Origin of the sequence: Naumannella cuiyingiana, assembly GCF_013408305.1 — a bacterium.
In the GTDB taxonomy this organism is placed as follows: Bacteria; Actinomycetota; Actinomycetes; order Propionibacteriales; family Propionibacteriaceae; genus Naumannella; species Naumannella cuiyingiana.
This window is the reverse complement of sequence record NZ_JACBZS010000001.1, coordinates 717,587-743,147: the sequence shown is the minus strand read 5'-3', so window position 1 is coordinate 743,147 and position 25,561 is coordinate 717,587. Positions and strand designations below refer to the sequence as shown.

General features: G+C 72.1%; 26 protein-coding genes and 2 tRNA genes. 13 read left to right on the top strand and 15 right to left on the bottom strand.

What is annotated here, in order from left to right; translation table 11 throughout:
* Positions 1–200: 200 nt before the first annotated feature.
* The 3 genes from GGQ54_RS03340 to GGQ54_RS03330 are packed head-to-tail and all read right to left on the bottom strand — an operon-like array spanning position 201 to position 1,551.
* A complete protein-coding gene (locus GGQ54_RS03340) occupies positions 201–653 on the bottom strand; it encodes a globin (RefSeq protein ID WP_179444092.1) in 453 nt (150 codons plus the stop codon).
* Between the two features lie 47 nt (positions 654–700).
* The gene (locus GGQ54_RS03335) at positions 701–1,012 is read right to left on the bottom strand and encodes a hypothetical protein (protein WP_179444091.1); all 312 of its coding nucleotides are present in this window, start codon (positions 1,010–1,012) and stop codon (positions 701–703) included.
* Complete coding sequence (locus GGQ54_RS03330; protein ID WP_179444090.1) at positions 1,012–1,551, bottom strand: hypothetical protein; 540 nt, start codon at positions 1,549–1,551, stop codon at positions 1,012–1,014. Before GGQ54_RS03330 ends, GGQ54_RS03335 begins: the two co-directional genes overlap by 1 nt.
* 61 nt (positions 1,552–1,612) lie before the next feature.
* Between GGQ54_RS03330 and GGQ54_RS03325 the strand changes: the two genes are divergently transcribed.
* Positions 1,613–2,212 carry a protein-L-isoaspartate O-methyltransferase family protein gene (locus GGQ54_RS03325; protein ID WP_179444089.1) on the top strand — a complete coding sequence of 200 codons (600 nt, stop codon included), beginning with the start codon at positions 1,613–1,615 and terminating at the stop codon, positions 2,210–2,212.
* A gap of 12 nt (positions 2,213–2,224) precedes the next feature.
* Here the strand turns inward: GGQ54_RS03325 and GGQ54_RS16840 are convergent, their stop codons facing one another.
* From GGQ54_RS16840 to pyrR, 4 genes are read right to left on the bottom strand one after another with little or no spacing between them, the layout of a single operon-like run.
* The gene (locus tag GGQ54_RS16840) at positions 2,225–2,848 is read right to left on the bottom strand and encodes a mechanosensitive ion channel domain-containing protein (protein ID WP_179444088.1); all 624 of its coding nucleotides are present in this window, start codon (positions 2,846–2,848) and stop codon (positions 2,225–2,227) included.
* A gap of 9 nt (positions 2,849–2,857) precedes the next feature.
* The gene (locus GGQ54_RS03315) at positions 2,858–4,165 is read right to left on the bottom strand and encodes a dihydroorotase (RefSeq protein WP_343045840.1); all 1,308 of its coding nucleotides are present in this window, start codon (positions 4,163–4,165) and stop codon (positions 2,858–2,860) included.
* Complete coding sequence (locus GGQ54_RS03310; protein WP_179444087.1) at positions 4,162–5,097, bottom strand: aspartate carbamoyltransferase catalytic subunit; 936 nt, start codon at positions 5,095–5,097, stop codon at positions 4,162–4,164. Before GGQ54_RS03310 ends, GGQ54_RS03315 begins: the two co-directional genes overlap by 4 nt.
* Entirely contained in the window at positions 5,094–5,675 is a 582-nt protein-coding gene (gene pyrR, locus GGQ54_RS03305) for a bifunctional pyr operon transcriptional regulator/uracil phosphoribosyltransferase PyrR (RefSeq protein WP_218843666.1), read from the bottom strand. The genes GGQ54_RS03310 and pyrR overlap by 4 nt, the downstream gene beginning before the upstream one ends.
* A gap of 65 nt (positions 5,676–5,740) precedes the next feature.
* Here pyrR and GGQ54_RS03300 point away from each other — a divergent pair, with 65 nt between their 5' ends.
* A complete protein-coding gene (locus GGQ54_RS03300) occupies positions 5,741–6,457 on the top strand; it encodes a DUF5130 family protein (protein ID WP_179444086.1) in 717 nt (238 codons plus the stop codon).
* A 103-nt stretch (positions 6,458–6,560) separates the two neighbouring features.
* Entirely contained in the window at positions 6,561–8,429 is a 1,869-nt protein-coding gene (locus GGQ54_RS03295) for a sugar-binding domain-containing protein (protein WP_179444085.1), read from the top strand.
* Here GGQ54_RS03295 and GGQ54_RS03290 read toward each other — a convergent pair.
* From GGQ54_RS03290 to GGQ54_RS03280, 3 genes are all read right to left on the bottom strand, one after another.
* Positions 8,402–8,941, bottom strand: a complete 540-nt coding sequence (locus GGQ54_RS03290; RefSeq protein ID WP_179444084.1) for a methylated-DNA--[protein]-cysteine S-methyltransferase — start codon at positions 8,939–8,941, stop codon at positions 8,402–8,404. The two genes, GGQ54_RS03295 and GGQ54_RS03290, sit on opposite strands and share 28 nt — an antisense overlap.
* Positions 8,938–10,422, bottom strand: a complete 1,485-nt coding sequence (locus GGQ54_RS03285) for an AlkA N-terminal domain-containing protein (protein WP_179444083.1) — start codon at positions 10,420–10,422, stop codon at positions 8,938–8,940. The genes GGQ54_RS03290 and GGQ54_RS03285 overlap by 4 nt, the downstream gene beginning before the upstream one ends.
* A gap of 97 nt (positions 10,423–10,519) precedes the next feature.
* Complete coding sequence (locus tag GGQ54_RS03280; RefSeq protein WP_246292538.1) at positions 10,520–11,494, bottom strand: GlxA family transcriptional regulator; 975 nt, start codon at positions 11,492–11,494, stop codon at positions 10,520–10,522.
* A 72-nt stretch (positions 11,495–11,566) separates the two neighbouring features.
* Between GGQ54_RS03280 and GGQ54_RS03275 the strand changes: the two genes are divergently transcribed.
* Both GGQ54_RS03275 and GGQ54_RS16835 read left to right on the top strand, forming a co-directional pair.
* On the top strand, positions 11,567–12,883 hold the full coding sequence (locus GGQ54_RS03275) for an MFS transporter (protein ID WP_179444082.1): 1,317 nt from the start codon (positions 11,567–11,569) through the stop codon (positions 12,881–12,883).
* Entirely contained in the window at positions 12,880–13,347 is a 468-nt protein-coding gene (locus GGQ54_RS16835; protein ID WP_179444081.1) for a hotdog domain-containing protein, read from the top strand. Before GGQ54_RS03275 ends, GGQ54_RS16835 begins: the two co-directional genes overlap by 4 nt.
* 88 nt (positions 13,348–13,435) lie before the next feature.
* Here GGQ54_RS16835 and GGQ54_RS03265 read toward each other — a convergent pair whose 3' ends face one another.
* The gene (locus GGQ54_RS03265) at positions 13,436–14,569 is read right to left on the bottom strand and encodes a Nif3-like dinuclear metal center hexameric protein (protein WP_179444080.1); all 1,134 of its coding nucleotides are present in this window, start codon (positions 14,567–14,569) and stop codon (positions 13,436–13,438) included.
* Between the two features lie 2 nt (positions 14,570–14,571).
* A complete protein-coding gene (pepN, locus tag GGQ54_RS03260) occupies positions 14,572–17,178 on the bottom strand; it encodes an aminopeptidase N (protein WP_179444079.1) in 2,607 nt (868 codons plus the stop codon).
* A 138-nt stretch (positions 17,179–17,316) separates the two neighbouring features.
* Between pepN and GGQ54_RS03255 the strand changes: the two genes are divergently transcribed.
* Entirely contained in the window at positions 17,317–17,943 is a 627-nt protein-coding gene (locus GGQ54_RS03255) for a mycothiol-dependent nitroreductase Rv2466c family protein (RefSeq protein WP_179444078.1), read from the top strand.
* 18 nt (positions 17,944–17,961) lie between these two features.
* Here GGQ54_RS03255 and GGQ54_RS03250 read toward each other — a convergent pair whose 3' ends face one another.
* Positions 17,962–18,774 carry a hypothetical protein gene (locus GGQ54_RS03250; protein ID WP_179444077.1) on the bottom strand — a complete coding sequence of 271 codons (813 nt, stop codon included), beginning with the start codon at positions 18,772–18,774 and terminating at the stop codon, positions 17,962–17,964.
* Between the two features lie 37 nt (positions 18,775–18,811).
* Here GGQ54_RS03250 and GGQ54_RS03245 point away from each other — a divergent pair, with 37 nt between their 5' ends.
* The 4 genes from GGQ54_RS03245 to GGQ54_RS03230 all read left to right on the top strand — a co-directional run bounded on the left by GGQ54_RS03245 (position 18,812) and on the right by GGQ54_RS03230 (position 21,551).
* Positions 18,812–19,264: a ribose-5-phosphate isomerase gene (locus GGQ54_RS03245; protein ID WP_179444076.1), complete on the top strand. Its 453-nt coding sequence runs from the start codon at positions 18,812–18,814 to the stop codon at positions 19,262–19,264.
* A 3-nt stretch (positions 19,265–19,267) separates the two neighbouring features.
* The gene (locus GGQ54_RS03240; protein WP_179444075.1) at positions 19,268–20,092 is read left to right on the top strand and encodes an Fpg/Nei family DNA glycosylase; all 825 of its coding nucleotides are present in this window, start codon (positions 19,268–19,270) and stop codon (positions 20,090–20,092) included.
* Positions 20,065–21,432: a hypothetical protein gene (locus GGQ54_RS03235; protein ID WP_179444074.1), complete on the top strand. Its 1,368-nt coding sequence runs from the start codon at positions 20,065–20,067 to the stop codon at positions 21,430–21,432. The genes GGQ54_RS03240 and GGQ54_RS03235 overlap by 28 nt, the downstream gene beginning before the upstream one ends.
* A gap of 46 nt (positions 21,433–21,478) precedes the next feature.
* Positions 21,479–21,551 (top strand) — tRNA-Pro (locus GGQ54_RS03230).
* A 61-nt stretch (positions 21,552–21,612) separates the two neighbouring features.
* On the opposite strand, the gene GGQ54_RS03225 is transcribed toward GGQ54_RS03230, so the two are convergent.
* A complete protein-coding gene (locus tag GGQ54_RS03225) occupies positions 21,613–22,818 on the bottom strand; it encodes an MFS transporter (protein ID WP_179444073.1) in 1,206 nt (401 codons plus the stop codon).
* A gap of 128 nt (positions 22,819–22,946) precedes the next feature.
* Here GGQ54_RS03225 and GGQ54_RS03220 point away from each other — a divergent pair, with 128 nt between their 5' ends.
* From GGQ54_RS03220 to GGQ54_RS03210, 3 genes are all read left to right on the top strand, one after another.
* A complete protein-coding gene (locus GGQ54_RS03220) occupies positions 22,947–23,615 on the top strand; it encodes a FadR/GntR family transcriptional regulator (protein ID WP_179444072.1) in 669 nt (222 codons plus the stop codon).
* 95 nt (positions 23,616–23,710) lie between these two features.
* Positions 23,711–23,784, top strand: a tRNA-Gly gene (locus GGQ54_RS03215).
* Positions 23,785–23,928: 144 nt separating this feature from the next.
* Positions 23,929–24,525, top strand: coding sequence for a hypothetical protein (locus GGQ54_RS03210; protein ID WP_179444071.1), 597 nt, complete (start codon positions 23,929–23,931; stop codon positions 24,523–24,525).
* Positions 24,526–24,536: 11 nt separating this feature from the next.
* Here GGQ54_RS03210 and GGQ54_RS03205 read toward each other — a convergent pair whose 3' ends face one another.
* Entirely contained in the window at positions 24,537–25,460 is a 924-nt protein-coding gene (locus tag GGQ54_RS03205; RefSeq protein ID WP_179446400.1) for a DMT family transporter, read from the bottom strand.
* Positions 25,461–25,561: the final 101 nt, after the last annotated feature.

Here is a 25,561-nt window from a genome sequence, read left to right as displayed (position 1 = left end):
TGGTAGACGACCGCCGAGCGCCACCAGTCGGGGCTGGTGTCGAGGCGGTGCGCGCCCGAGCCGGCCGGGGCCGTCGCGGGGGAGTCGGTGCGGGTGGTCTGCGAGTCGTTCGAGGACACGCCGCGACTCTGCCACCGAAACGGTTCGACCGACAAGCCTCGGCGGCCGATCGCTTGAGAAAACGTTCCCGCGGGAACGTCTCAGATCAGGCTGGTACGCCCGTCGGGCGCGGCGGGTGAGGGCGTGTTGACCATCGCGTGCGCCGCGCGCCACAGGTAGTCCCACAGCTCCTGGGCATCGCCGTCGGGCAGGCCGAGGCTGAGCACCGCGGCGCGCATGTGGGTGAGCCACCGATCGCGCATCTCGGGGGTGACGGCGAAGGGAGCGTGGCGCATCCGCAGCCGCGGGTGGCCCTGGAGCTGGGAGTAGGTGGTCGGGCCACCCCAGTACTGCTCCAGGAACAGGCGCAGGCGGTCCTCGGCCGGGCCGAGATCCTCCTCGGGATAGAGGGCGCGGAGCTCGGGGTCGCCGGCCACGCCCCGGTAGAACTCGGCCGTCAGCTTGTCGAAGGTGGGGTGGCCGCCGACCCGTTCGAAGAAGGTCGGGCCGTCCGGTCCGGGCTGGCCGGGGGGCTGGGCGATGGGATTCGTCATGGCGCGACCAGCCTACGCGGGGTCGATGGGGAACGGACGCGCGGTGATCACCCGGTCGCCGCGACGCATTCGGCCTCGGCGCGGCTGACACCGCGCTCGTCCTCGGGCAGCACCGCGTGTTCGCCGCTGGCGAGCCGCTGCAGGGTCACGGTGCCGGCGGTCGGATAGATCTTCGGGGTCAGGCAGTCGGCGACCCGCTGCGCTCCGGCCTCGCTGAGGCCCTGGTCGGTCATGATCGACGCGATGCCGCGGCGTACCTCCGATTCCGGTGGGCGTACGCCCGCGCAACCGCCGAGCACCAGTGCCGCGGCCGCCACGGCCGCCACCACCGGCCCACGCACCGCGCGTCGTCGCAGCATCAGCCGTTGCCCTTCTTGTCCTTGTCGCCCTTGTTCTTGGCGTTCTTGTCGAGCTTGTGCACACACGACTCGACCGCGGAGCGCAGTTGCGGCATCGCCTCGTGCGGCAGCTCACCGTCGGCGAGGCGGCGCAACTGGGACGCGTCCAGGGTCTGGTAGAGCTCGTCCACGACGCAACCGTAGTAGCGCTCGGCCTTCTCGCTCGACGAATATGCCTGCGAGTTGACCAGCTTGCGTACGCCGTCGAGCACCTCCGCCTTGCTCGGCTTCGCACCGGTTTCACCCTCGTCCTTCGGCGACGCGGGCGCCGCGGGAGTGCCGGAGCTCGCCGGGTTGGTGGGGCTCGCCGGGTTGGTGGGGCTCGCCGGGCTTGCCGGGCTCGTCGGGCTCGTCGGGCTCGCCGGGCCGGGCGGCGCCGGGGGTGGGGAGTCCGGCGGGGCGTCCGCACTGGTCTGGGCGGCGCAGCCGGCGAGGACGATCAGCACCGCGACGACAACCAGCACGCCGGGCAGGCGGCGGGCGATCGTCGACGAGGGCATGCCGGACAGGTTAACGAGGCCGGGCAAGACGCCGGTGGTACGCGGGGGCGACAATGGGGCGATGGGGGAGCCACCAGGGGAGCCGCCACAGCAAGCGCCCGATCCGGTCGCCGAGGCGTTCCGCCGGCTGCCGCGGGCCGGCTTCCTGCCCAGCGACCAGCGGGCCAGCGCCGCGGTCGACGCGGCCCTGCCGATCGCGGCCGGCCAGTCCAACAGTCAGCCCCGCACGGTCGCCGCGATGCTGCGGCTGCTCGCCCCGGTGCCCGGGGACCGGGTGCTCGATGTCGGTTCCGGCTCGGGCTGGACGACGGCGCTGCTGGCCGTGCTGGTCGGCCCCGCGGGCTCGGTCCTCGGCGTCGAGCGACACCCCGAGCTGGTTGCCTTCGGCCGGGCGAATCTCGCGTCGGCGCGCCTGCCCTGGGCCCGGATCGAACCCGCCACGCCGGGGGTGCTCGGCGACCCGTCGGGCGCGCCGTACCGGCGGATCCTGGTCTCGGCCAGCGCGCGCCGACTGCCCGCCGCGCTGGTGGCCCAGCTCGATGATGGCGGCGTGCTGATCTGTCCCGTCGGCTCCACCATGACGCGGGTCCGCCGCGACGGCGACCGGGTACGCGTCAGCGAGCACGGGGAGTACCGCTTCGTGCCCCTCGTCGAGGACTGATCCGTCGAGGTGTCAGTCGCGCGGGTCGGGCTCGTCGAGCAGGCGTACCCGCTGGACCGGTTGCGGTTCGACCACCGGCCGGCCGGTCCCGCCCTGGGAGAAGTTCCCGACGCGGGAGACCTCGCCGTTGCGGACGTACCACAGATTGCCGTTGTCATCGCGCAGCGTGGTGTTCCGCAGACCGACCTGGACGACCGTGCCGGAGGCCTCCTCCAGATCGACGTAGTCGCCCACGCCGAGCTGGTCCTCGACCAGGATGGTGATCCCGGCGACGATGTCCTTGATCACGTTCTGCATGCCGAAGGCGATGGTCGCGGCGACGATCGTGGTGCCGGTGAGCAGGCCGGTGATGTTGAAGCCGAGTTCGGCGAGGATCATCGCGGCGAGGATCACGAAGATCACGGCGCTGATGATGGAACGCATCATCGAGCCGAGCGCCCGCATCCGCTGCTCGCGGCGCTCGTCGCTCATCGCCGAGGGGAAGCGGGGCCTGGCATCGGCGGCGCGCCGGAATGCGGTGGTCACCGCTCGGACGATGATCGCGCGGATGATCACGGCAAGCACGACCAGGAACGCGATCCGGAACGGCAGGGAGGTCAGGACCGCGAGCACGGCTTCGGGGATCCAGTTCTGCACGCTTCCTCCTCAGTCGTGGCGGTAGGTGACGCGCCCGGCCCACACGGTCATTCGGACCGGATCGGGCAGGTCGCGGCCGTGCCACGGGTTGTTCCGCGACAGCGACAGCGACGCGGCGGCATCGACGGATGCTCGGGCCTGCGGGTCGATCAGGGTGAGATTGGCCGGCTCGCCGATGGCGATCGGCCGGCCCTGCCCGGGCAGCCCGGCGATCCGGGCGGGCGCGTGGGACATCGCCTCGATGACGCGGGACCAGTCGGACCGATCGGTATTGATCATGGTCTCGATCAGTACGCCGAGCGCGGTCTCCAGGCCGAGCATGCCGAAGGCCGCATCGGCGAACGCGTGTTCCTTGTCCTGGCGGGCGTGCGGCGCATGATCGGTGCCCACGGCGTCGATCGTGCCGTCGGCCAGCGCCTCGCGCAGCGCGGTGACATCCTCCGCCGGGCGCAGCGGCGGGTTCACCTTGTAGGTCGGGTCGTAGCCGACGACCTCGTCGGTGGTCAGCATCAGGTGATGCGGCGTCACCTCGGCGGTGATCGCGATCCCGCGTTGCTTGGCCCAGCGCAACACCTCGACGGTCTCGGCGGTGCTGACGTGGCAGACGTGGACGCGGGAGCGGGTGAGCGCGGCGAGTTGCGCGTCACGGGCCACGATGGTCGACTCCGCGGCCGCCGGCCAACCCGGCAGGCCCAGTCGGCCGGAGACCTCGCCCTCGTGGCAGCAGGCCTGCCCGCCCGCCAGTCGCGGGTCCTGCGCGTGCTGGGCGATCACGCCGCCGAAGGTCCGGACATATTCCAACGCCCGGCGCATCAGGGTCGGATCGTGCACGCACCGGCCGTCGTCGGAGAACATCCGGACCCGCGCCCGGCTGCGCGCCATCAGGCCGAGCTCGGCCAGCTCCTCACCGGCCAGCCCCTTCGACACGGCACCGACGGGCTGCACCTGCGCGGAGCCCTCGCGCGCCCCGACATCGAGGACGTACTCGGCGGCTTCTGCGGTATCGGTCACCGGTGTCGTGTTGGCCATCGCCAGGACTGCGGTGTAGCCGCCGCGCGCCGCCGCGGCCGTGCCGGTGGCGATCGTCTCGGTGTCCTCGCGACCGGGCTCGCGCAGGTGGGTGTGCGGGTCCACCAGCCCGGGCAGCGCGAGCAGGCCGTCAGCATCGACGCGCTCGGCATCGGCGGGCGCGTCGGCCGGATCGGCGTACCGGCCGTCCATGATCAACAGGTCACCGGAGCCGGCGTCGGCGCGGCGGGCGCCGGTGATCAACAGTGGGCGGGCCGGCAGCGGGGCAGGTCCGGGGGGCTGGCTCACGTCGTCTCCTCCTCGCCACCCAGCAGGTGGTACAGCACACTCATCCGGACCGCGACCCCCGCCGCGACCTGGTCCAGGATCAGCGACGACGCGGCGTCTGCGGCATCTGCGCTGATCTCCAGCCCGCGGTTCATCGGGCCGGGATGGCAGATGGCGGCGCCGGGCTTCATCGCGGCCAACCGCTCGCGGGTCAGGCCGTAGCCGACCGTGTACTCCCGCGGTGTGGGGAAGTAGCCGCCCGACATTCGCTCGCGCTGCACCCGGAGCATCATCGCGATGTCGACCGAGTCGATCACGGCATCGAGGTCGTTGCTGATCTCGACCCCCCAGGTGTCGACGCCCGACGGCAGCAGCGTCGGCGGCGCCACCATGATCACCTGCGCACCCAGCGTGCGCAGCAGCGCGACATTCGACCGGGCGACCCGGGAATGGGTGATGTCGCCGACGATCGCGATCCGGGCCCCGGCAAGATCGTCGTGATTCCCGCGGCGCAGGTGATTGCGGATGGCGTAGGCATCCAGCAGCGCCTGGGTCGGATGTTCGTGCGTACCGTCTCCGGCATTGATCACCGGGATTCCGGTCCACGCCGCGGCCTGGGCCGGCGCGCCGGAGGCCGGGTGCCTGATCACCATCGCGTCCACCCCCATCGCCGCGATGGTCAGCACGGTGTCACGCAGCGACTCGCCCTTGGAGACGCTGGACCCCTTCGCGGACACGTTGATCACGTCGGCCGACAGCCACTTGCCGGCCAGCTCGAAGGAGGACCGCGTGCGGGTGGAGTCCTCGAAGAACAGATTGACGACGGTACGCCCGCGCAGCGCGGGCAGCTTCTTGATCGGCCGCGACTGGACCTCGGCCATCTCCTCGGCGAGATCGAGCACGGAGTCGATCTCGGCGACGCTCAGGTCGGCCGCGGACAGCAGATTCTTCATGCGCCCGTCCCGTCGCCGGGCCGCTCGATCGCGACCTCGGTGCTGCCGTCGGTCTCGGCGAACCGGACGTGGACCCGCTCGCCGGTGGCGGTCGGGAGGTTCTTCCCGACATGGTCGGCGCGGATCGGCAACTGCCGGTGACCGCGGTCGACGAGCACTGCCAGGCGCACCGCACGCGGCCGGCCGATGTCCTTCAGCGCGTCCAGCGCCGCGGCGACGGTGCGGCCGGAGAACAGCACGTCGTCGACCAGCAGCACGGTCGCGTCGTCGATGTCGCCCGGCAGCCGGGTCCGCCCGACGGTGCGGGTCGGTTGGTTGCGCAGGTCGTCGCGGTACATGGTGATGTCGAGCTGGCCGATTCGCGGGGCGCGCGACTCGACCTGGCCGATGGCCGCGCCGATCCGTTCCGCGAGCGGTACGCCGCGGGTCGGGATGCCGAGCAGGACGAGCTGCTCCGCGCCGTGGTTGGCCTCGAGGATCTCGTGCGCCATGCGGGTCACCGTGCGAGCGATCTCGTCGGCATCGAGAACGGTGCGGGCGGAGCTGGCTGGCTCGGTGCTCGGCGGTGGCACGCTCAACGGCGTTCTCCTCGGGTCCGTTCCGACTGGCTGCCCGGGGCGCGGGCTGCACTAGCCTAGGGCCCGTGAGCGGATTCTTCAGCCCCATGCAGGTCGTTCCGATGGAGACGCTGCCCGGTTGGCCGCCGGCGCAGGACCCGTCGGCCCTGACCTTCCTGCTGGCCTTCGTCGGTATTCCGGCCCTGCTGCTCTCGGTGCTGGCGCTGCTGATCTGGGCGCCGGCGCTCGGCCGTGCCGCGCGCGGGCAGACCCGCGGGGGCAGGGAACCGCTGTGGTTGGGCTCGACGTCGTCGCCGAAGGCGCTGGCGAGCGATCCGCGGGTCGGTGCCGCGGGCGGGGCGAGCCAGGCCCCGACGCGGGAATCGCTGGAGGTGAATGCCGAGGGCGGGGTCTCGTTCACTCCCGCCGAGATCGACGATCTCAAGCAGGCGCTGCATGATGCCGACGCCCAGTCCGGGCTGGACTTCTCGCTGTTCGTCGGTGCGCCCGCCGACCAGCCGCGGCAGTTCGCCGAAGGTCTGCTGAGCGCCCAGCCGGACCCGGCCACGGCCGTGGTCGTGGTGGTGGACCCGGAGTCGCGCGGTATCGAGATCGTCACCGGTGAGCAGGCGACGCGCCAGCTCGACGACGCCGATTGCGCGCTCGCCGCCGCCGGCATCCAGCGCGCGGCCACCGACGGCGCGTTGGCCGGCGGCATCGTGGATGCGCTGAATCTGCTCGGCAACGCTGCGCGCGAGATCCCCTCGCTGCACGGCTCCACGGAGTTCCACCCGGAGCACTGAGCGCGTCGGTCGCGCCCGGCGCCTCGGGCCGGGCGTCGCGGTCAGGCCGCGAGCGTCCGGTCATCGGGTGCGCGGCGCATCCCGAATCTGGCAGCCTCGAGACGTGACGCCCGCATCATCGACCTCCGTCCGACGGCCGGCCGGCCCGCGCCCGGAGTACCCGCGCCCGCAATTTCGCCGCGAGCGCTGGCTCAGCCTGAACGGGACCTGGCGCTTCCAGCGCGACCCGTCGGATTCCGGCCTGGAGCGCGGCCTGCTCGGTGCGGACTTCGCCGAGACCATCGTCGTCCCGTTCGCGCCGGAGTCGGAACTGTCCGGGATCGGCGACCCCGACTTCTGCGAAGCGGTCTGGTACGCCCGCGAGATCGCCGTTCCGGACGAGTGGCCGGCGGACGGGCGCGTGCTGCTGCACTGCCAGGCGATCGATCATGACGCGACCGTGTGGCTCGACGGGCGCGAGGTCGGGCGGCACCGCGGCGGTCACACCTCCTTCACCCTTGACCTCACCGACGCGCTGGCCGGCCGGCGTACCGGCACGCTGACGATCCGCGCCCGCGACAGTCGCGACGCTCCGCAACCCCGGGGCAAGCAGTCCACCCACTACGCCAACTCCGGCTGCCACTACACCCGCACCACCGGGATCTGGCAGCCGGTCTGGTTGGAGTGGGTGCCGGCGAGCCATCTGGCGCGGCCGCGGATCACCCCGGACGTCGCGCGCGGCGAGTTCGAGCTGGACGTTCCGGTACGCCACGGTCGGCGCGGGATGACCGTGCGGGCGCTGCTGCTGGACGAACCGGCGGCGCCCGCCGCCGCGAGCCCGATCGACGCGGACGAGGCCCCGGCCGATGCGTCGATGACGCCGCGGCTGCGGCTGCGCGTACCGGCCGACCGGGTTCGTCTCTGGGAGCCCGGCGCGCCCCACCTCTACGGCGTGCGGTTCGAATTGCGCGGCCCGGACGGTGCGCTGGTCGACGCCCTCGATTCGTACGCCGGCCTGCGGTCCATCGCGATCGACGGGCAACGGGTGTTGATCAACGGCCGCCCGGTGTTCCAGCGGCTGGTGCTCGACCAGGGGTACTGGCCCGACGGCCTGATGACCGCCCCGAGCGAGGCGGCGCTGGTCGCCGACATCGAGCTCGGCCTGGCCGCGGGGTTCAACGGGGCCCGCGTGCACCAGAAGATCGCCGAGGAACGCTACCTCTACCACGCCGATCGGCTCGGTTACCTGGTCTGGGGCGAGTTCGCCGACTGGGGCGCGAGCGGCGCGGGACCGGCGGGGGACAACCAGCGCCCGACGCCGACCTGGATCGCGCAGTGGGTCGAGGCCGTCGAGCGCGACTATTCCCACCCGAGCATCGTCGGGTGGTGCCCACTGAACGAGACCCACCAGTTCATCCATGATCGATTCACCGTGCTGGACGATGTCACGACCGCGCTCTTCCTTGCCACCAAGGGAATCGACCGCACCCGCCCGGTGATCGACGCCTCCGGCTACAGCCACCGGGTCGCCGCGACCGATGTCTGGGACAGCCACGACTACAGCCAGGATCCGGAGGTGTTCGCCGACCGGATGGCCGGGCTGGAACGTGGCGAACCGTTCGCCAACACGGGCGCGAACAGCGGTGAGGCCCGGCCGGGCGCCCCGGACTACTCGCTGCCGTACGCCGATCAGCCCTACTTCTGCAGCGAGTTCGGGGGGATCTGGTGGGTCCCGCCGCACCTGCGTGGCGACGGCGACGACGGCTGGGGCTACGGGGATCGGGTCGCCGACGAGGAGGAGTGGTACGCCCGCGCTGCCGGCCTGACCCGCGTTCTTGATCAGAATCCGCTGATGTTCGGCTATTGCTGGACCCAGCTCACCGACGTCTTCGGCGAGCAGAACGGAATCTACCGCTTCGATCGCTCCGCCAAGCTGGATCCCGATCGCGTGCGCGCGATCTTCGATCACCCGGCCGCGTACGAGGACTCGTGATCGAGCACGGCGCTCTTCACCTGCAGCCCGTAGCGGAAGCCGCCCAGGCTGCCGTCGGTGCGCAGCACCCGGTGACAGGGCACGAACAGTGCGGCGGCATTGCGCGCGCAGGCGCTCGCCGCGGCGCGCGAGGCGGCCCGATTGCCCGACAGCTCGGCGAACTCGGTGTAGGTGACCGTGCCGCGTACCGTCCGCAGCACCTGCCAGGCCTGCTCCAGGAACGGCCCGGAGCGTTGCCGGACGGCGACCGAGTCGAGGGCGGTCAGCTCGCCGTCGCCCCACGCGCGCACGGCGTCGTCGACAGCCGCGGCATTGCGCGGGCGTACCGACCCGGGGCGCAGGCTCGGGTGCACCAGCGCGCGCAGCTCCTCCGGATCGGTGGTCCAGCCGCTGGCCAGGACGACGGGCGTACCGCCCTCGTCGCGCCACAGATAGCCGAATCCGCCGCCGACGGTGTCGAGGGTGCCGAAACCGGTCTCGGGTGCGGTGGTCGGGGGGTTGGTGTCGATCATGATGGTGCTCCGTTCCACAGGTGCAGGGATGCATAGGTACGCCAGGGGGCGAGGCGGTCGGTGTCGGTGACCCCGCGGCGGTCGAGTTCGCGGCGGATGATCAGGTCGGAGTCGAGCAGCACGTCGGGATCGCCGAGCGCGCGGATCATCAGATAGCCGGCGGTCCACGGGCCGATCCCGCGCAGCGCAGTCAGCGCGCGGTACGCCGCGGGCCGGTCGGCTGCCGGGCCGAGGTCGATCTCCCCGGCAGCCAGGGTGGCGGCGAGACCGACGAGGGCGCGCCCGCGGCTGCGGGGCATCGCGAAGGCGTCAGGGTCGGCCGCGGCGAGCGTCGCCATCGACGGGAACAGCCGGGTCACCGCGCCCCGGACCAGTTCGGGGGGCAGGTCCTCGCCGTGCTCGGCGACCAGCCGCTCGGCCGCGCGTACCCCGCCGAGCAGGGAGATCTGTTGGCCGAGCAGAGCGCGGACGGCGAGCTCGTCCGGATCGGGGCCGCCCGGAATGCGCAGCCCGGGGTGCGCGGCCACCAGCGGGGCGAACGCCGGGTGCGCGCCGAGGACGCCGTCGATAGCGACCGGATCGGCGTCCAGATCGCACATCCGCCGCAGCCGTGCCACCAGCGGACCAAGATCGCGCAGCTCGGCGAGCCCGACGATCGCCTCCAGCGGTGACGTCGCGCCCGGGGTGACGACCAGCTCGAACACGCCCGGACCGTGCGGCAACCGTACGCTGCGCGCGAAGCGGAGGGGGCCGTCGGCGAGCTGCGCGGACTCGGTACCGGCGACAGTCCGGGTGCCGAGGAAGCGCAGCAGCGCCGCGCCGTCGAACGGCTCGCGGACCGGCAGTCGCAGGCGCAGCGTCCCGGCGGAGCCGGCGGCCGGGGTCCGGCGCGCCGCGCGCAGCCGGGTGGGGGTGGCGCCGAAGACCTCGCCGATCGTGTCGTTGAACTGCCGGATCGAGCTGAATCCGGCGGCGAAGGCGATGTCGGCCATCGTCAGGGTGGTGTTCTCGATCAGCAGCCGGGCCGCGTGTGCGCGCTGGGCGCGGGCGAGCGCGACGGGGGAGGCGCCGGTCTCGGCGACCAGCATCCGATGCAGTTGCCGCTCGCTGTAGCCGAGCCGGCGCGCCAGGCCGCTGACCCCCTCGCGGTCGACGACGCCGTCGGCGATCAGCCGCATCGCCCGGGCGGCAACGTCGCCGCGCAGATTCCATTCGGGTGATCCGGGCACGGCGTCGGGATGGCAGCGGCGGCAGGCCCGGAAGCCGGCCTGCTGCGCGGCACCCGCGGCGGCGAACCAGCGACAGTTCTCCCGGCGCGGCGTGAGGGCCGGGCAGGACGGGCGGCAGTAGATGCCGGTCGAGGTGACCCCGACATAGATCCACCCGTCGAAGCGCGGGTCGCGTCCGCTGACCGCGCGGTAGCAGGTGTCCGCATCGGGCAGCGCCCCGGTGGCGGCCGGCTGGTGTGCGGTGGCTGTCATGGGAACGAGTCTGGCACCGCAACGGCGGCGGCTCTGGCGGAAATCGGACATGGGTACGGGTGGTGTCTCGGCCCGGCGCGCTCTACCCGGCCGATCATCAGGCCCCGTGCCGGAAGGTACGCCGGTACGCGTCGGGGGCGACGCCGACGATGTCGCGGAAGTGGCGGCGCAGGTTCGCCGCGGAGCCGTGGCCGGTGCGCGCCGCGATCACCTCGACGGTGTCGCCCGTGGTCTCCAGCAGTTCCTGGGCCCGGCGTACCCGCGCCTGCGCCAGCCAGTCCAGTGTGCCGTGTCCGGTCGCGGCGCGGAAGCGCCGGCCGAGCTGGCGGGTGCTGAGCCCGGCCCGCGCGGCCAGATCGGCCACCCGCAGCGGCTGGTCGAGCCGCGCGATGGCCCAGTCGCAGAGCGCGGCGAGGTCGTCGGGCCGATCCCGCCCGGGCCGGTGCGCGACGAACTGGGCCTGGCCGCCGTCGCGGTGCGGCGCCATCACCAGCCGGCGGGCGACGGCGTTGGCAACGGCGGCCCCGTGATCGCGTTGCAGGACGTACAGGCACAGGTCAAGGCCAGCCGCGTTGCCGGCCGAGGTCAGCACGTCGCCGTCGTCGACGTGGATCCGGTCGGGCTCGATGACGGCCGTCGGCGCGAGCTCGGCCAACCGGCGCGCGTAATGCCAGTGCGTCGTTGCGCGGCGGCCGTCCAGCAGGCCGGCGCGCGCCAGCACGAACGCCCCGGTGCAGATCGAGATCACCCGGGCGCCGCGGGCGTGGGCCGCCCGGAGGGCGTCGACCAGGGGATCGAGATCGCGGAATCGCGCGCCGCCCACGCCGGGAACGACGATCGTGTCGGCGATGTCGAGCGTCTCCGGCGGATCCGTCGGGTCGAGCCGTCCCCAGGGACCGAGCGGCACGGAGTCGCCGCCGCAGACCCGGAAGTCGTACCAGCTCGCCGCGCCCGGCGGCGGCGCGGCGCCGAACGTGTCGCAGGGTGCGGCGAGGGACAGCATGGTCGGCGCCTCGACGAGCGCGACCGCCACGACATGGGAGCGTGGGACGTCGGGCGCGACCGTCATCATGTCCGAAATTGTACGATCATCGTCATTTCCGACACTGGTGGATCCGGACCGCGTCCGGGCACAGTGGCGATCGTGCAGCGCTTCGATTCGTCTCCGACGACCGGAGACGTTCCCGCGGGAACGTCTCGGCGAGAGGACGTTCCCGCGGGAACGCCGCGCGCCGATCGGCCGGTCTCGCCGAATGCCTGGTGGCCGCCGGCGCTGGCGCTGATGGCGGTCGGCTGGGGCGCGAACCAGTTCACGCCGATGCTGTTGCTCTACCGCGCGGACTTCGGGGTCGCCACCACGCAGGTGCAGCTTGCGTTCGCGGCCTACGTCTTCGCCCTGGTCCCGGGCCTGCTCGCCGGCGGGCCCGTCTCGGACCGGATCGGTCGCCGCCCGGTCGTGCTGATCGGGGTCGCCTGCTCCCTGCTGTCCGGGCTGGTGCTCGCCGGGGCCGGGATCGCCGATCGTCCCGCGCTGGTCGGTGTGCTGATCGCGGGCCGGCTCCTGCAGGGCTTCGCCGCCGGCGCGGCCTTCAGTGCCGGCGCCGCCTGGGTCGCCGAGCTCAGCGCACTCGCCGGCGATGCCGCTGCCGCACCTCGCCGTTCCACGATCGCCATGACCGCCGGGTTCGCGCTGGGACCGCTGGTCGCGGGGCTGTGCGCGCAGTGGGCGCCGCTGCCTCAGGTCACCGCCTACCTCCCGCATCTGGTGCTGTGCTGCGCGGCCATCCTCGCGCTCGTCCGGATGCGCGTCCCGGCGCGTCTCGGCCCGGTCGCGCCAGGTGCCACCCGCCCCCGTCGGCGGGTGCTCAGCCCGCATCTGCGGCACCGGCGGTTCCTGCTGGTGATCGCGCCGCTCGCCCCGTGGGTGTTCGCCGCGCCGAGCGTGTCGTTCGGCTATCTGCCCGGCGTGATCATGGACCGGCTGGGCGACCTTGCCCTCGCCTGGACGGCGATGCTGACCGCGGTCGTCGGTGTCGCCGGCGTCGCCGTGCAATCGGTCGCCCGCCGGCTCGCGCCGCGGGCCCTGCTGGCGGTGGCTCTCGGGCTCGCGACGGTCGGGATGCTGCTCGGCGGGGGCGCGGCGGGGCTCGGTTCGCCGGGAGCGGTGCTGGTCGCCGGGGTGGTGCTCGGAGCGGCCTACGGTTGCTGTCAGGTCGCGGGGCTCGGTGAGGTGCAGCGGCTGGCCGAGCCGGCTCATCTCGCCTCGACCACCGCCGCGTTCCAGGCGCTGTCCTATCTCGGGTTGACCGCGCCGCTGTGGCTCGCGCTCGCCGAGGCCATCGCGCCGCCGCCGGTGCTGCTGGTGGTGGTCGCCGGTCTGGCCGCGCTGACCATGCTGATCGTGCTCGCCGCCGCGCGGCAGCCGGCGTCGCCGGAGCGCGAGCCGGAGGCTGCGCCGTGACCGATGTCGCGCTCCCCGCGCCGGGCGACCCGCTGCCCGGGCTGCCCGGTCGGCTCGGCATCACCCTCGCGGAGTGCGGGCCGCGGCTGACCCGCGCGTCGCTGACCGTGACGCACGACCACGTCGCGCCCCCGATCGTCGCCGGGCAGGAGCCGTGGTCCCACGCCGGCGCGGCGTTCACTCTCGCCGACACCGCCTGCGGCTACGGCTGCCTGGCGGCAATCCGGGCCGCCCGTGAGCAGTCGACCGATGCCGATCCGGGTACGCCCGGGCCCGCCGGCTTCACCACGATGACCACCTCGGGCAACCATCTCGCCGCGGCGCAGGTCGGCGACGCGCTGGAAGCCTTCGCCCGGCCCGCGCATCTCGGCGCCACGACCCAGGTCTGGGAGGCGGAGGTACGCCGCGGCGACCGCGTGATCATGCTCTTCCGCTGTACCCAGTTGCTGCTCCGGCCCCGCTGACCCGCTCGCCCCCCTGACCCGTGATCAGCCGGTCCCGTGATCACTCGGGCCCGTGATCAGCCGGACCCGTGATCAGCCGGGCCCGTGATCACTCGGAGGCCGGGTGGACGGCGAAGTCCCACGGATCGGTGCGCAGCTCCGAGACCAGTGGCCGGGCGTCCGTCTCGGTCGCGATCACCCGGCCCAGCAGCGGCAGCCAGGTCCACTCCGCCGCCCAGTGCGCGACATCCAGCAGCGCCGGCGCATCGGCGTACTCGCGGAACTCGCTCGCGGGATGGTGCCGCAGGTCGGAGGTGAGATAGGCATCGGCGCCCGCCCGCCGGGCGTCGTCCAGCAGGGAATCACCGGCCCCGCCGAGCACGGCGACGGTGGTGATCATTGCGTCGGGATCGCCGGACACGCGTACCCCCGAAACGGTCGCCGGCAGCGCATCCGCCACCCGCCCGGCGAAGTCGGCCAGTCGCACCGGCGGATCCAGCTCGCCGACCCGGCCCAGCCCGTCGGCCGAGGGCTCGGCGGCCAACTCGTGCACATGCCAGGCCGGCTCCTCGTAGGGATGCGCCGCGCGCATCGCCGCCACCACCGCGGCCCGCCGCGCCCGCGGCATGATCATCTCCACCCGCGACTCGGCGACCTCCTCGATCTCGCCGGCCCGGCCGAGATACGGATCGCTGCCCGGCCCCGGCCGGAAGCTGCCGGTGCCCTCGGCCGTGAAGAAACACCGGTCGTAGTCGCCGATCCGACCCGCACCGGCCGCCGCCATCGCGTCCACCACCGCGCCGCGATGATCCACCGGCACGAACACCACGATCTGGTCGCGGGCCGGCTGCCGGTCGCGCTCGGCCAGCGGCCGTACCGCGCGCAGGCCGAGCGCGTCGGCGAGCGCGGCGGAGACGCCGTCGGGCGCGATGTCGGCATTGGTGTGGGCACAGACCAGGGCGATGCCCGCGGTGATCAACTCGGTCAGGATCGCGCCCTTGGGAGTTGCCGGGTCGACGGTATGGATGCCGCGCAACAGCACCGGATGGTGCGCGATGATCATCTGCGCCCCCGCCTCGCGGGCCTGCGCCACCACCTCCCGGGTGACGTCGACGCAGAGCAATACCCGCGAGACCGGCGCTGCCCGATCACCGCAGACCAGCCCCACCCGGTCCCAGCCCTCCGCGGTCCCGGGCGGCCAGTGCCGGTGCACCAGATCGGTCAGCTCGCCGACCGTCGCCATGATCAGTCCCGTCCGGCGTCGCTCGCCGCGGCATTGAACTCCTGGCAACGCAGGGCGCGCCGGGTGTCGTCGAGCTGCTCGGTCAGGATCCGCGCCACCGAGTCGGTCAGCTCGCGTTCACCCATCCACTCCTGCGCCCGCGCCACGAAGTCGGCATCGGCCACGACCCTCGGGTAGAGCATCTCCAGCACGTTCTGCGACGCCTGCGATCCCCGCTGCGGCCAGTCGCCCCGCGCGGCGGAGATGTCGTCGGCGACGGCCAGATAGCGTTCCGCGTAGGGGGCCAGCACCTCGGCCTGCCCGGGCTGGTTGAACGACGCGCAGATCTGGCGAAGGGTCTCGTTCGGCACCGACGGATCCGCCGTCGCGGCCTGCCAGGCCTGTTCCTTGGCCTCCGCGGTGTTGCCGGCGGCCCGCGCGGCCGCCGCCCTTTCGGCGCCGGTGATCGTCTGGTCCCGTTCGGCCTCCGCGGCGATCTCGGCCTCACCGACCGCGCCGAGGCGCGAGAGCTGGTTGATCAACCACCAGCGCAGCTCCTGGTCGATGGCGAGGCCTTCGGGCGCCTCGTCCCCGGCCAGCCAGCCACGCAGCAACTCCGCTCCGGCGTCGTTGTGCACCGCACCCGCGAGGGCGCGGGCGAAGGCGAGCTGATGATCGGAACCGGGCTCGGCATCCTTCAGCAACCGCGCCAGGCCGGCGACGAACCGGTCGGCCACGGCGCTCGCCCGACCGGCCGGCAGGAAGCGGTCCACGGCCAGGCCCGCCTGGCCGAGGCTGCGCTGCACCGCCGTCAGGTCGGATTCGGCCCCCATCCCGGCCAGCACCAGCTCGACATAGTCGGCGACCGGGAGTTCGGCGTCGCGGCACATGTCCCACGCCGCGCCCCGCAGCAGCGCCCGCGGCAGCTCCGCCGCCAGTCGGGGCAGGTGCGCGGTCGCGGTCGCCGAGGACCGCTCGTCGAGGCGTACCTTGGCATAGCTCAGGTCGTCGTCGTTGAGCAGGATCAGGTCCGGGCGGGCCAGCCCGATCAGCTCGTCGATCTCGGTGGACGCGCCGTCGATGTCGGTCTCCACCCGCTCGGTGCGGACAAGTTGATCATCGCGCAGCCGGTAGAGCCCGATCGCGATCCGGTGCGGGCGCAGCGTCGGCCAGTTCTCCGGCGCCTCCTGCAGCACCGCGAACCGGGCGAGATTCCCGGCATCGTCGACGTCGAAGTCCGCGCGCAGGGTGTTCACCCCGGCTCGTTCCAGCCAGGCGGCCGACCACGCGGCAAGATCACGGCCGGACTCGGCCGTCAGCGCTCGCAACAGATCGGCCAACTCGGTATTGCCCCAGGCATGCTCGGCGAAGTAGCTGCGCAGCCCGGCGAGGAACTTCTCCCGCCCGACGAAGGCGACCAGTTGCCGCAGTGCGGACGCGCCCTTGGCGTAGGTGATCCCGTCGAAGTTCAGCTCCACCGCGGCCAGATCGACCATGTCCGCGGCGATCGGGTGCGAGGTCGGAAGTTGATCAACGCGGTACGCCCAGGTCTTGCGCGAGGCCCCGAACATCGCCCAGGCGTGATCAGGATCGTCGTAGATCAGCGACTGGGCGAAATGCGATGCCCACTCGGCGAACGACTCGTTCAACCACAGATCGTCCCACCAGCGCATGGTGACCAGGTCGCCGAACCACATGTGGGCAAGCTCGTGCAGGATGGTGTTGTCGCGGCTCTCGTAGGCGGCGGTGGTGACCCGGGAGCGGAACAGGTACTCGTCGCGGAACGTCACGCAGCCCGCGTTCTCCATCGCCCCCATGTTGTACTCGGGCACGAATGCTTGGTCATAGCTGCCGAACGGGTACGGCTGACCGAAGTGCTCCTCGAAGACGTCGAAACCCTTGGTCGTGGTCTCCCAGATCCGGTCGGCGTCGAGATGATCAACCAGCGACCGCCGCGCGACCAGCGACATCGGCACGACGGTGCCCGCGGCCGTGGTGTGCTCGCGCGTCACCCGGTGGTAGTCGCCGGCGACCAGCGCCGTGATGTAGGTCGAGATCGGCTTCGTGGTCTCGAAGGTCCACTGGGCGAAGCCGTCGCCGATGTCGGTCGGGTCGCCGGCGACGGTGTTGCTGATCACGGTCCAGTCGCGTGGCGCCCGGATCACGAAGTCGAAGGTGGCCTTCAGGTCGGGCTGCTCGAAGTTGGCATACATCCGCCGGGCATCCGCGGTCTCGAACTGCGTGTAGAGATAGGTACGCCCGTCGGCCGGGTCGACGAACCGGTGCAGCCCCTCTCCGGAACGGCTGAACCGGTGGATGGCGGTGATCGCCAGGCGATGATCACCCTCGGTCAGCCGCAGCGGCAACCGCGTACCCTCGAAACCGGAGACGTCGATCGGGGTGCCGTCGAGCCGGGCGTCGAGGATCCGCTCGGCGATCACGTCGACATGGGTGTCGCCGGCCTTCGAGGAGAAGTTGATCACCGATGTCGCGCCGAAGGTGGCGTCCGGCTCGGGCAGCGCGGTGCCGTCGGGCAGCCGCCCGGTCAGGTCCACCGTCACGTGGTAGTTCCGGGTGGAGACCAGCGCGGAGCGCGCGGCTGCCTCCTCGCGCGTGATATTCGCGTACATCTGCGCGACCTCTCGTCCAGTTCGAGTTGCACCTTGTCGGAGGGTGCATGCCAACAATCAAAGTCCCCCGACACTACTCACGATCATGGCGCACCGAGTGCCCGGGGGCCGGGATTTGGCCGTGACTAGGCTGAGGGCATGTCCGAGACGACGACTGGCGAGCGCCAGCAGGTTGACCTGTGGTTCGATCCGATCTGTCCGTGGGCGTGGATGACCTCGCGCTGGCTGCTGGAGGTGGAGAAGGTCCGGCCGATCACGGTCCGGTTCCATGTGATGAGTCTGTCGGTGCTGAACGAGGGGCGCGACGATCTCCCCGAGCAGTACCGGGAACTGATGAAGAGCGGCTGGGGCCCGGTCCGGGTCTGCATCGCGATCGAGCAGCAGTACGGGCCGGAGAAGCTCGCGGAGTTCTACACCGCAATCGGCACCAGGATCCATCCCGGTCAGGAGGGCCGGGGGCCCGAGGTGATCGAGGCGGCGCTGGCCGATGTCGGGCTGCCGGCCGACCTGGTCCGCTACGCCGACAGCGACGAGCTGGACGAGGCGCTGCGGGCCTCGCACCACGAGGGCATGGACCCGGTGGGCGACGAGGTCGGCACGCCGGTGATCAGGATCAACGGCAAGTCGCTGTTCGGCCCGGTGATCAGCCCCGCCCCGAAGGGCGAGACCGCCGGCCGGCTGTTCGACGGGGTGGAGCTGGTCACCGCCTACGACGGCTTCTTCGAGCTGAAGCGCACGCGCACCGTCGATCCGATTTTCGACTGACCCGGGCTTCGACTGAAATCAGGGCGCGGCGGCACCGGTCGCCGCGCCCATCAGCGCGGTCCAGGCGCCGTCGTCGGTGAGTGAGCCGCCGACGCCGATGTCGGCGAGCACCCGCCCGGTCGCGGCCCGGGTCGCGTCGTCCCAGCGTCCGGTGATCGGCACGTCGAGGCCGTACAGATAGCTGCACACGGCCTGGACGCCCTGCAGTTGCGTCCGCGAGCGCGTGGAGAAACGCGCCAGCTCCGCACCGGAGGCCCCGTTGTCGACGTGGATGTGGTTGCGATGCGCGTCGTTGTAGAGATAGGTGACCACATAGGAGAAGTGCCGGTGCAGGCTGGCCGCCAGCGCCCAGTAGCGCCGCCGCTGCGTCGGCAGGTCCGCCGCTTCCCGCCACAGGTCGTTGCGGCAGGAGACGATCTCGGCATCGCCGCGGACCAGCCGGGCGAAGTCGAGCGCCCGGCCGGAATGGTGCCAGGAATCGCAACTGCCCGACCCGTCGATCCAGGCGCCATACGTCCGGATCCGGTCCGGCGCGCCGAGGCCGGCGCGGGCATCGAAGAACTCCAGCCACCCGTCGAGCTGGCGGGCGAAATCGGCGTCGATGTTGAACGGCTGGGCCCGGTCGTTCTCCTCATAGGCCAGTTCGGCCTCGCCGATGCCCGCGCGCCGCTGCGTCGCCGACCGGGGTACGCAGTACGCCCGATCGCCGTCGCGCTCCCCGCCGCCCAGCCGGTCCAGGCCGCAGCCGGCGAGCAGGCTCGCGGCGCCGATGCCCGCACCGGCGCCCAGCAGGCGGCGGCGGGCGATCACGGACTCCACCGTATGTGCCATGGGGTATGCGCAGTAGGGAATGCGCAATAGTTGGGCCATGCGCGTACACCTCGCCGCCGATCACGCCGGCTTCGAACTCAAGGCCGCCCTCGCTGATGCCCTCGCCGCCGACGGACACGAGGTCGTCGATCATGGCGCGGCCGCCTACGACGCCGACGACGACTACCCGGCCTACTGCATCGCCGCGGCCGAGGCGGTGCGCGACGACCCGGGCTCGCTCGGGATCGTCATCGGCGGCTCGGGCAACGGCGAACAGATCGCCGCGAACAAGGTCGAGGGGATCCGGGCCGCGCTGATCCACAGCACCGAGACCGCGCGGCTGGCCCGCGAACACAATGATGCCCAGGTCGCGGGCATCGGTGCGCGCATGCACACCCCCGACGCCGCGATCGAGCTGGCCCGGATCTTCGTGGGTACGCCGTTCTCGAACAATCCACGCCACGTCCGCCGGATCGAGCAGGTCGCTGCCTACGACGCAGCCCGCGGCTGACGGATGCCCGAGGGTCACACCCTGCGCCGGTTGGCGCTCGATCTGGACGACGCGTTCTCGGGCACCGCGCCGCGGGTGAGCAGCCCGCAGGGACGGTTCGCCGAGGGCGCCGCGCTGCTGGACGGCATGCCCTATGCCGGCGCGATCAACAACGGCAAGCAACTGTTCGTCGGTTTCGGTCCGGACGACGAACACCCCGACGGCGCGCGGGTCCTGCACATCCATCTCGGGCTGATCGGTTCGATGCGGTTCGACGCGCCGCTGCCGGCGCCGGCACGGTTGCGGATCGAGCTGCCCGACGGGCCGGTGGCGGAGCTGCGCGGGCCACAGACCTGTGCGCTGATCACGCCCGGCGAGCGGCAGGCGATCGAGGCCCGGCTGGGTCCGGACCCGTTGCGCGCCGATGCCGATCCGGATCGCGCCTGGCAGCGGATCCGCCGATCGAACAAGCCGATTGCGGCGCTGCTGATGGACCAACAGGTGCTGTCGGGAATCGGCAACGTCTATCGGGCGGAGGTGTTGTTCCGGAACCGGATCAATCCCGACACCCCCGGCAAGGCGCTGAAGCCGGCGAGCTGGCGCGCGATCTGGGCGGATCTGGTCGAGCTGATGCCGACGGGCGTGATCGACAACCGGATTGACACGGTACGCCCGGAGCACACCCCGGAGGCGATGGGCCGCGAACCGCGCGTCGATGATCACGGCGGCGAGGTCTATGTCTACCGGCGCCATGATCAGCCCTGCCTGGTCTGCGGGTCGCGGGTGCGCACCCGGGTGCTCGAGGGCCGCAATCTCTTCTGGTGCGGGAAATGTCAGCGGCGCGGCTGATCATCGACGGCCGGCCGCTGGAGGTCGGCGACGACGGTGCGGCCGCCGCGCCGGGGGTGGCCGTGCGGCTGGTCGGCGTACTGATCGACGGCCGGCGCACGGAGATCGCCGACTGGGCGGTGCAGGCCGATCCCGACGAGGTGAACCTGGCCGGGGAGCTGCCGGGTCTACGGGTCGACCAGCGGCACGGCGCCGACACGGCCTGGAACTGGCGGCTCCGGCTGGCCGCCACCGGCGACGCGGAGGTACGCGTCGCGCCGATCGTCGAGATCGCCGCCGCCGACGGATGGGTACGCCGGGCCTGGGCCGGCGGCACGGATGCGTTGATCACCGTGCGCGTGCCCGGCGAACCGCTGTGGGCCTGGCGGCCGCGGCTCGGGGCGCTCGCCGTGGGGGAGCCGGGCGAGCTTGCCGTAGGCGGGCCCGATGAGCCGGCCGGCCCGGCGGAGTTGATCATGGCCGAGCGGGTGCTCGCACCCGGGGAGGCCTACGCCGTGCACTGGCGGGGCGAGCTGCTGCCCGATCCCGCCGCGGCGGCGGCCCTGCTGCCGGCGTGGCTACCCGATCGGCTCGAACTGGCCGACGACGCCGAGTGGGAGCTCGACCTGCCCGATGCCGCCGTCGTGGGCGTACCCGGTGGTCCCGGTGTGCACCGGGCGCTGGTGCACGCCGGCACCGGAAGCACCGAGTTGATCATCAGCGTCCCGCAGGACCTGCCGATGCTGTTGGACGCGGCGGCCGGGGCGATCATGGCCCGCGGTGGCCGGGGCGGGGCGGATGCCGTCGTGTTGTTGCACACCGCGGCGATCGGCCCGCAGCACGGGGCGATCGAGGAGGCCGAGCTCGCGGTCCAGCGGCCGGCCCTCGACGATCCGCTGGCCGTGATCGCCGTCGCGACCGGGGTGAACGTCGCCGGCTGGAACGACGGGGAGATCGGGGCCGAACTGGTCGACGCGGCGCGGGCCCTGCCGGGCCCCGGGGGCGATCTCGCGCGCCTGCACGTGCGCGCCGCGTCCCTGGTGGCCGGTGCGGAGGCCGGGGTCGGGCAGGTGCACGGCGGCGCCGCTCCCGAGGAGATCCTGGCCCGGCTGGGGTCGGGACTGCCCGGCGAGACCGACGGGGCGAGCCCGGCATCGACCGGCCTGGCGCTGGCCTGGGCGGCAACGCTGCCGGAGGAGTTGTGGGCACGATTCGCCGACGGGCTGGCCGCGCCGCCGGGGGAGATCTTCGACCGGGCGCGGAGCTGGGCGCTGGCCCGGCTGCGCCCGGGCGACGCCTCGCCGCGGGCCGTCGAGGCGCTGGCCTGGCTGGCGATCCACCAGCAGCTCGTCCGGGGCTGACGGGGGCGCTGGTCCGCTAGACTCACGCCGTTGCGGTACGCCGCAGCGGGGCGTGGCCCAGTGGCTAGGGCACCTGCTTTGGGAGCAGGGGATCGCAGGTTCGAGTCCTGTCGCCCCGACGGGGTGATGTCTCACGACATCGGCATGGCCCGATCGACGCAGTCCCGGGGCCGGAGTGTGTCACGAAGGCTCCGTGGCGGCTGGTGCGGCGACCTCCGGCGCGGCGGGTCGGGTGCGTTCCCGCAGCGAGAAGCTTGCGGCCAGCGCGATCACCAGCAGGCCCGTCATGAGCGCCATCGTGGTGCGGATGCTCGTGGCGTCGGCGAGCGCACCGAGAGCAGGGCTGGCCAGCCCGCCGAGGGAGAGGGTGAGCCCGAGAGTGACGCCGCTGGCAAGCCCGATCCGGCTCGGCAGGTAGGAGTGGGCGAGCGTGATCTGCGGCGCGAAGGGGATGAACAGCGCGATTCCCAGTGCTCCCGACCCGATGACGACGATCGCGGGGGAGGGGGCGAGCACGATGAGGAGCATGGAGCACGCAGCGGCCAGGTACCCGCAGCGAATGACGGCGAAGCGCCGATATCGGTCGGCGAGCCACCCGCCAGCCAGGGTGCCGATCGCGCCCGCGGCCGGGAAGACCGACAGCGCGATCGATGCGACGGCCGCGTCCACCTGGAAGCGTTCGATGGAGTAGAGCGTGATGAAGGACGACACGCCGACGTAGGTGATCGACCAGAACGCGACCAGTCCTACCAACAAGGCGAAGAGCACCCATGCATCGTCCATTCGGGGCGGGCCTGCCGGCTGATCCCTGGTGGGCACTGTCGACCGGGACGAGGCCCGTCCCGCCAGCCACGCGCGGGTCAGGTACGGAATTGCCACAGCAACAGCCGGAGCAGCGAGGAGTGGGGTGGCGCCCAGGCCCAGGGTCCCGACCACGAGGATCACCGCGGTGGGCGCGAGGGCGGCGCCGACATTGCCGCCGACGGCGAACATGCTCATCGAACCGTTCGAGCCACCGCCGGCCTGCCGCGCTGCCACGGTCGCGGCCGGGTGATAGGCGGCGACGCCGATCCCCGAGATCGCGATGACGATCCAGGTGAGCCAGTAGGTCTGCGACACCAGCCCGCTGACGGCGACACCGGCAGACGCCATGGCAAGTCCGGCGATGACGAGCCACCGGAGACGGAAACGATCGCTGAGGTAGCCGAACGCCGGTTGCGCAATACTGGACAACGATGTTGCCGCGAGCGTGATTCCCGCAGCCGCGGCGTAGTCGTAGCCTCGCTCGAGGACGAAGAATGGCAAGAGTGCTGCAATGGCCCCCGGGTAGAAGTCGTTGGCCGCATGGGTGGCGGTCAGGATCCACAGACCGGTCCGACGCTTCACGTGACTGCGCTTCGAGGTCTCGTGGTTCGGCTCCGCTCGTCCATTGCCATGTCCTTGTCGTGCGATCGACGGCGTTTGCGAAGTACTTTAGGCAGGGAATAACTCCTCAGACAAGCTGAGAGGTGTGGATGAACACGATACGGCGCGCCCCGCTGGCCGAGCAGGCCGCAGAAGCTCTCCTGTCGCGCGTCCGAGCGGGAGAGTGGGGGCTTGGTCACAAGCTCCCGGGGGAGACGACGCTGTCGGTGCAGCTCGGTGTCGGGCGTTCGACGGTGCGGGAGGCCATCCGCGACCTCGCTGGTCGTGGGGTGCTGGAGAGTCGTCAGGGAGCGGGCGTGTTCGTCACGTCGCTGGAGCCGGCAGACGACTGGGACACGGTGTTGGCGCGGGCGGACGTCGTTGCCGTGATCGAGGCCAGGGTCGCGATCGAGGCGGAGGCCGCAGCACTCGCGGCCGGACGGCGGACCCCGGCGGATCTGCGCACTCTGCGGCGTACTCTCGCTGATCGGTCGAAGCTGGGCACGAGTCCGCAGGTGCACGTGGACGCGGACATGGCATTCCATCGCGCGGTCGTGGTGGCGGCGCACAACGAGGTGTTGTCGGAGTTGTTCGACGCGTTCGTGCCGCGGGTTCACCGGGCGATGGTCGACATGCTCAAGATCAGCCCGCTGCCGTGGGAGGACGCGGACCATGCTTCGCACGAGGTCTTGTTCGAGGCGATCCGGGCCCGTGACCCGCTCGCCGCGGCGGAGGCGAGCCGTTCGCAGTTGCAGACCCTGAAAGACCTGTACTCATGATCGCCCGGCTCGGCCGACCGATCCCGTCCGGGCCGGTCCAACTACTCCGCCGGTGATCTGTGCGCTAGCCTGAGAGACGCCCGGAGACGGGCGACGCGGATGTAGCTCAATGGTAGAGCCTCAGTCTTCCAAACTGATTACGCGGGTTCGATTCCCGTCATCCGCTCCATTTCTCGGCCGTCCCGATGCCCGTATTTCTACGGGTCTTCGGCCACTGCGGGGCGCACGCGACCTGCGCGGCCCTCGCTGCTGCCTACCGTGTTGGGCGGGTCCGGATCAGGGCCCGCGGAGAGCAGCGACGAGCGGATGGACCATGATCAGACAAACCCTGGTGGCGGCGGCGACGGCCGCGCTGTTCCTGGCCGGCTGCGGCACTCAGCCTGCTCCCGAGCCGCCGACGGATGCGCCCGTCCCGCAGCCGAGTTCCCTTCCGACCGGTGCGGGGCCGACCGGTGAGGGGCCGACCGGAGGCGGGACGGCGGCCGCCGGCGAGCCGACGCCCGTGCCCGGCGGGGGCTGGGCCTACGGCACGTATTCGGACGGTACGCCGGTTGCCGCGGTGGCGGACACGACGGGTGGAGCCGTACTGGAAATCGCGTACTCCGACGTCTGGGGAGACGGTGCCGCCCTGCGCGCGGAAGGGCTGACCCTGGAGGAGCTGACCGAACTCTGTCCGCTCGGCTGCGACGGCACCATCGCCTACGACGGCGGAGCGCCGGAAGAGCTCTCGATCACGGTGCCGGAGGCGCCCGACCGCCCGTCGTTGGCTCTCCAGGATCTGCGCGAGGTGATCTGGCCGAAGCTCCGCGAGGCCAGCAAGGTGACGATAGCCGTCGATGACACCGACGTGAGCTGGACATTCGACGTCGCCGGCATCGATCCGTCCAAGGTCCCCGGTCTCGACTCCTGACGGGACCGCCGCTAGTCCGTGCGGGCCGGCTGCGGCACCCGCACGGCGGGCCGTTCGGCGCGTTGCTCGTGCAGGGCCAGCGCCACCACGCTGACCAGCACGACGCCCAGACCCACCCATTGGCTGGGCGCCAGGCTGGCACCCAACAGCGTCACGCCGACCAGCGCTGCGGTCAGCGGAAAGGCCAGCTCGGCCAAGGTGGCGCGGGAGGCGGCCGTCCGGCGCAGCCCGTGGTAATAGAGCAACAGCGCCGCCAGCCCGGGGATCAGTGCGAGCGACAGGATCGAGCCCCAGGTCGACACGGGCATGATCATCGGCGTACCGAGCGCAGCGTTGATGATCACCAACGCGACGAAACCGCCGGCGAAGCGCAGAGCGGTCACCTGCCAGAAGGTCAGTTGCGCCGATACCGCCCGGCCGAGCACGGTGCCGAGCGCCCACAGCGCGGCGGCACCCACGCCGAGCAAGGCCGGTACCAGCGACCGAATGCCCACCTGCAAGGGATTCGGGAAGGCCATCAACCACGCGCCGGCCAGCGCGGGGACCGCGAACAGCCAGAACCGGCCGCGCACCCGCTCGCCCAGCAGCAGGGCGGCGAGCCCGATCGCCAGCAGCGGCTGGAGCTTCTGCAGCACCTGCGGGCTGATCGGGTCGCCGTAGGCGAAGGCCGCCGTGAACAGCGTGGTGGCCAGCGCCGAGGAACCACCGCCGATCACCAGCACGGCCACGACGGTGCGCGCCGAGGATCGCCGCAGGGCCCGGATCGCGCCGGGCAACAGGGGACTCACCAACACCACCAGGAACAGGTGCTCCCACAACACGACCGAGGTCGAGGGGTAGGCCCGCGACAGCGGCGCACGCAACAGTCCGGAGAAGCCCCACAGGGCAGCAGCCAGGGCAATCAGCCAGGTCCGGTCCGCGGCGCCACGTCGCATCACGGCGTGAGGCTAGCGCGCGGGTTGGGCGCGCGGGCGCCGGGCTGGCTACCATGGCCGGGTTATCCGCGCGGGCGGCCGCGCCCGCCAGCACACGATCA

Coding starts and splice junctions, on each gene's coding strand:
- GGQ54_RS03280 (WP_246292538.1), bottom strand. CDS start 11,494: ATGATGACGGTCGCGCCCGACGTCCCACGCTCCCATGTCGTGGCGGTC.
- GGQ54_RS03290 (WP_179444084.1), bottom strand. CDS start 8,941: ATGATCGACACCAACCCCCCGACCACCGCACCCGAGACCGGTTTCGGC.
- GGQ54_RS03335 (WP_179444091.1), bottom strand. CDS start 1,012: ATGCTGCGACGACGCGCGGTGCGTGGGCCGGTGGTGGCGGCCGTGGCG.
- GGQ54_RS03210 (WP_179444071.1), top strand. CDS start 23,929: ATGATCAGACAAACCCTGGTGGCGGCGGCGACGGCCGCGCTGTTCCTG.
- GGQ54_RS03265 (WP_179444080.1), bottom strand. CDS start 14,569: ATGGCGACGGTCGGCGAGCTGACCGATCTGGTGCACCGGCACTGGCCG.
- GGQ54_RS03330 (WP_179444090.1), bottom strand. CDS start 1,551: ATGCCCTCGTCGACGATCGCCCGCCGCCTGCCCGGCGTGCTGGTTGTC.
- GGQ54_RS03340 (WP_179444092.1), bottom strand. CDS start 653: ATGACGAATCCCATCGCCCAGCCCCCCGGCCAGCCCGGACCGGACGGC.
- GGQ54_RS03325 (WP_179444089.1), top strand. CDS start 1,613: ATGGGGGAGCCACCAGGGGAGCCGCCACAGCAAGCGCCCGATCCGGTC.
- GGQ54_RS03250 (WP_179444077.1), bottom strand. CDS start 18,774: ATGGCACATACGGTGGAGTCCGTGATCGCCCGCCGCCGCCTGCTGGGC.
- GGQ54_RS03205 (WP_179446400.1), bottom strand. CDS start 25,460: ATGCGACGTGGCGCCGCGGACCGGACCTGGCTGATTGCCCTGGCTGCT.
- GGQ54_RS03255 (WP_179444078.1), top strand. CDS start 17,317: ATGTCCGAGACGACGACTGGCGAGCGCCAGCAGGTTGACCTGTGGTTC.
- pepN (WP_179444079.1), bottom strand. CDS start 17,178: ATGTACGCGAATATCACGCGCGAGGAGGCAGCCGCGCGCTCCGCGCTG.
- GGQ54_RS03220 (WP_179444072.1), top strand. CDS start 22,947: ATGAACACGATACGGCGCGCCCCGCTGGCCGAGCAGGCCGCAGAAGCT.
- GGQ54_RS03240 (WP_179444075.1), top strand. CDS start 19,268: ATGCCCGAGGGTCACACCCTGCGCCGGTTGGCGCTCGATCTGGACGAC.
- GGQ54_RS03310 (WP_179444087.1), bottom strand. CDS start 5,097: ATGAAGAATCTGCTGTCCGCGGCCGACCTGAGCGTCGCCGAGATCGAC.
- GGQ54_RS03245 (WP_179444076.1), top strand. CDS start 18,812: ATGCGCGTACACCTCGCCGCCGATCACGCCGGCTTCGAACTCAAGGCC.
- GGQ54_RS03285 (WP_179444083.1), bottom strand. CDS start 10,422: ATGACAGCCACCGCACACCAGCCGGCCGCCACCGGGGCGCTGCCCGAT.